The sequence below is a fragment of the Actinosynnema sp. genome, from assembly GCF_052038725.1.
This window is the reverse complement of sequence record NZ_JBQGCX010001416.1, coordinates 1-2,718: the sequence shown is the minus strand read 5'-3', so window position 1 is coordinate 2,718 and position 2,718 is coordinate 1. Positions and strand designations below refer to the sequence as shown.

Sequence of the window (2,718 nt, the reverse complement as noted above, 5' to 3'; positions counted from 1 at the left end):
GCCGCTGCCGTCGCTGCGCTCGGACGACGAGCTGACGGCGCACGTGGCGGACCGGTTGGAGCAGGTGGGGTACCGGCTGGAGCTGTACGACGCGACGAACGACCTCGGGGTGCCGTCGGTGCTGTCGCTGGCCCGGCGGGCGGAGGGGCGGGGCGGGTTCCCGTGCGCGTTCTACGCGGCGGGCGCGGGGTTGGACGTGGGCGCGGCGGTGCGGGCCGCGGCGGCCGAGGTGGTGATGGACGTGGAGGCCGGGGCCAAGCGGTACCGGAGCGAGCCGGGGGACTACGAGCCGGAGCGGTTGCGGCGGATGCTGCGCGAGCCGGGGCTGGTGCGCACGATGGACGACCACGTGAACGTCAACGCGCTACCGGAGGCGTTGGGGCGGCACGACTTCCTGGTTCCGGGGCCGGGGCGGGAGCTGGTGGCGCCGGACGTGCCGGGTGGTGACCTGGACGCGGTGCTGGAGCACTACGTGCGGCGGTGGGAGGCGTTGGGGCTGGAGGTGATCGCGGTGGACCAGAGCGATCCGGTGGTGCGGGAGCGGTTGGGGTTGCGCTCGGCGAAGGTGATCGTTCCGGGGACGGCGCCGATGACGTTCGGGGAGGTGAACCGGCGCACGGGTGGCGTGCCCCGGTTGCGCCTGTCCGGTCCCCCGCTGCCGCACCCGTTCCCGTGAGCGGGGCCGGGGCCGGGCCCCTGGACGGGCGGGCGGCGCTGGCGGAGGCGTACGCGCACGGGCCTGGGCGGGTGGTCGAGCCGGGGGTGTCGCCGGGGGTCGCGGCGGCTGCGGGCGCGCGGGTGCCGTTGCGCGGGCTGGCCGGGTGCGGGCGGTTCGGGGCGGCGGTGGCGCACCTGTTGACGGCGGTGGCGACGCCGCTGCGGTGGGAGCCGTGGAACCAGTACAACGACCACCGCGCGTACCCCTCGGCTCGGGCGGCGCACACCGTGGACCTGGTGCTGCTGGCGGGTGGGCGGTGGGTGCTGGACGCGGTGCGGCGCGAGCTGGTCGGCGAGGGGACGCCCGCGCTGGGCGGGGCGGTGGAGATCGAGCTGGTGCGGCGGCGGGACCGGCTGTCGGCGGGGTACCGGGAGTTCGGGGACGTGCTGGCGGAGCTGGAGGTGGGGCACGTCGGGGCGGCGCTGGTCGGGCACGCGCGGCGGTTGGGGCTGCGGGCGGAGGTCGACGGGGTGGTGGTGCGGGTGTCCTCGCACCGGGAGAGCGGGGCGGCCGTCGCGCCGTCGCCCGTCCGCAGCTCCGGGGTGGGGCCGCGCGGCATCGCCGCCGATCCGAGGCCGTTGGCCAGGGCGGTGCTGGACGCGGTGGTGGACGCGGTGGGCCGGTCGCCTGGCGGGTTGCGGCACCGGGTGGCCGTGCGCGGGGTGCGGGACGTCGTCGACGGCTGGCACGCGGTGGACGGCGGGCTGCGGGTGGTGGAGCCGGGGGACGCGGTGCGCTCGCTGGGGGCGGTGTTCGGGCACCCGCCGGGGGTGTTCGACGTGGCGTCGGCGAACCTGGCGCTGGTGACCACGGGTGATCCGGCGGAGGCGGTCGCGGCTGGCGGGCCGGACGGGTACCGGGCGTTGCTGCGGGCGGCGGGGGCCACCGGGCAGCGCGTGTGCGAGGCGGCGGCCGGGGCGGGGGCGTTCTGCCGTCCGGCGCGGAGCGTGGACGACGGGGCGCTGGAGGGGCTGGTCGGCGCGCCCGCCGGGCACTGCCTGCTGTACCTGCTCGTGATCGGGCGTCCGCGTGGTGCGGGGTTCGCCTACGACCTGAGCCCGGTGGAGGCGTGATGACGTGGACCAGTGCGCACGTGCGGCTGGCGTGGGCGGTGGAGCACGTGGACGCGTTCATCGCGGACGTGCTCGCCCCGGCGATGAGCGGCGAGTGGTTCTACGTGCGGTACGGGGAGGGCGGGCCGCACCTGCGGGTGCGGGCGCGGGACGCGGACCTGCCGGGGAGGCTGCGCGCGCTGGTGGCCGGGGTGGAGCACCCGGTGGTGGTGGACGGGGCCGGGGCGGACGGGCCGGGGTGGCCGCACGGCGAGGTGCGGGAGGTGCGGTACGAGGCGGAGGTCGCCCGGTACGGCGGGGTGGAGCTGATGCCGGTGGCTGAGGGGGTGTTCTGCCGCAGCACCGAGGTGGCGGTGGCGGTGCTGCGGTCGGCGCGCACGGCGGGCGCGCGCTTCACGGCCGCGGTGGAGCTGGTGATGGCGACCGCGAGCGCGGTGGGGCTGGACCGGGCGGGTGCGGCGTCGTGGTTGCGGTCGTTGGCGTCCGGGTGGCGGCGGACCGAGGAGGCGGTCGCGCCTCCGGGGGTGGCCTCGCACGCGGTGGCCAGGTCGTTGCACGCGGCGCGCGGGGCGCGACTGGCCGACCGGGGGGCGCGGTTGGAGGGTGGGGCCACGGGGGCGGTGGCGTACTGGGCGGAGTGCGTGCGGGAGGCCGGGTTGCCGGTGTTCGTGTGGGGCTCGCAGCTGCACATGCTGCTGAACCGGCTGGGGATCACGCCCGAGGAGGAGCGGGTGGTGTGCAGGCTGGTGGCGATGACCGCCGAGTCGCCGGAAGCGGTGGAGCGCGTGCACGGGGGTGAGTCGGACCGGCGGTACCTGGTGGCGAGCAGGTACCACGTGGGTGAGCCGGACCAGGGGCCTCGGGCGGAGCCGGTCGTGGCGTTCGGCGCGCTGCCGTGGCAGCGGGTGGTGGAGCTGCCGGACGCGG

The 2,718-nt window shown here is 77.6% G+C and carries 3 protein-coding genes; all 3 read left to right on the top strand.

The features are described 5' to 3' along the window. On the top strand, positions 1–676 hold a 676-nt coding region (locus tag ACTUAL_RS29890; RefSeq protein ID WP_440902582.1), incomplete at its 5' end, for a YcaO-like family protein. Beyond that, a complete protein-coding gene (locus ACTUAL_RS29885) occupies positions 673–1,791 on the top strand; it encodes a hypothetical protein (protein ID WP_440902581.1) in 1,119 nt (372 codons plus the stop codon). The genes ACTUAL_RS29890 and ACTUAL_RS29885, both read left to right, overlap by 4 nt. After that, positions 1,791–2,718, top strand: a 928-nt coding sequence (locus ACTUAL_RS29880; protein WP_440902580.1) for a thiopeptide-type bacteriocin biosynthesis protein, incomplete at its 3' end; no start/stop codon positions are given. The genes ACTUAL_RS29885 and ACTUAL_RS29880, both read left to right, overlap by 1 nt.